This is a genomic window from Kitasatospora sp. NPDC088351 (genome assembly GCF_040685575.1).
Lineage (GTDB): Bacteria > Actinomycetota > Actinomycetes > Streptomycetales > Streptomycetaceae > Kitasatospora.
On the sequence record NZ_JBFBIL010000147.1, the window covers coordinates 1 to 1355 of the forward strand.

Consider the following 1355-nt stretch of genomic DNA (forward strand, 5'->3'; position numbering starts at 1 on the left):
GCGTTTGAGGGGCCAGTTGGACATTTTGCGTTTGATGACGCGGGGGCAGGATCGTTGACGCCGTTCGGGTAGGAGGCGTTCGCTGATCTCAGCGAGGGTGCGGGTCAGTGCACGGATGAGTCTGCCGGGGGGAAAGCGCCGCCTGGGCGGGGACCTGGCGGCGTACGACCCGCAGGCTGCGGGTGAAAGACAGACGGTCGGGGTCCAGGCCTTCTTGCAGGGCGGCCTGGTGCATCAGCTGCCGGATGGCGTGGTGGACCAGGAGGAGCCCGTAGATCTCCTGCTCCACACCCCACGGGTACTTCGAGCGCAGGACGAGTTTGGGCCCGCGCTGGTGGGTCTTGATCTCGTCCGGTGTGGTCTCGATCTCCCAGCGCTGGGCGTAGAGGGCGGCCAGCTCGTGGGCAGGTGCCTGTTCGGGGTCGAGGATGGTGGTGACCAGCCGGTAGACGACCTGGTCGCCGGTGCGGGCCAGGGTGTACTCGACGACCCGCACGGTCACCGGGTTGCGGCGGCTCCTTCGGTCCGGTTCGGCGTGGACGGTGCTGAGGCAGGAGCCGTCTTCCAGGACCCGCATCACCGGCAGAGCGGCGTTGCTGCGCACTCGCCACAACAGGTCCGCGCCGCTCGCCCGGGCGGCCTGCCACAGCTCGAAGCCGTAGAAGCCCCGGTCGGCCAGCAGCAGCATGCCCTCCCGCAGGTGAGTGAACAGCCGACGCGACAGCACCTGCTCGCCGGCCGACAGCGGACCGACCACCGCGCCGAACACGGCGTGCGTGCCGCATTCGGCCAGTCCGACCACCCTGGCCTGCGGGAACGCGCCGATGCCGCGTCCTGTGCCCGGGCGGCCGAAGTGTGCGTCGTTGGCCTCGGTGTCCGCCAGGTCCAACGTGGTGCCGTCCACGGCGACCAGGTGCCAGCGCCGGTACCAGGCGCCCGCCGTCTCGGGCACGGCCACCGGATGGCAGACCCGCGCGAACAACGCCTTCAGCGGCTCGACCCCCAGCCGACGGCGGGCCCGGCCGATCGCGGCGGTCGTCGGCACCCGCCACGACCGCCGCCCGTCCCCAAGCCCCTCACCCAGCAGCCGGGCGACCTCCTCATAGCCCTGCCCGAAGAACAGGCACATCGCCAGCACGAAGTACACGACCACCCGCGCCGGCAGCAGGCGACTGCGCTTCTCGACCCGCCCGGTCTCGGCGATCACCTCATCGACCAGCCCCGGCGGAAACGCCTGGGTCAGCACCCCGATCGCGATCCGGTCCGATATCCGCTCATCCGCAGGCGACTTGACCTGCCCCACCCTCGCCACACCACAACCAACGAGACACCGACCACAAAGTCACCGGCATTGG

The 1355-nt window shown here is 70.3% G+C and carries 1 protein-coding gene; it reads right to left on the reverse strand.

The features are described 5' to 3' along the window. Positions 1-88: 88 nt before the first annotated feature. Positions 89-1312, reverse strand: a complete 1224-nt coding sequence (locus AB0P06_RS36915; RefSeq protein ID WP_363615394.1) for an IS4 family transposase — start codon at positions 1310-1312, stop codon at positions 89-91. Positions 1313-1355 lie beyond the last annotated feature (43 nt).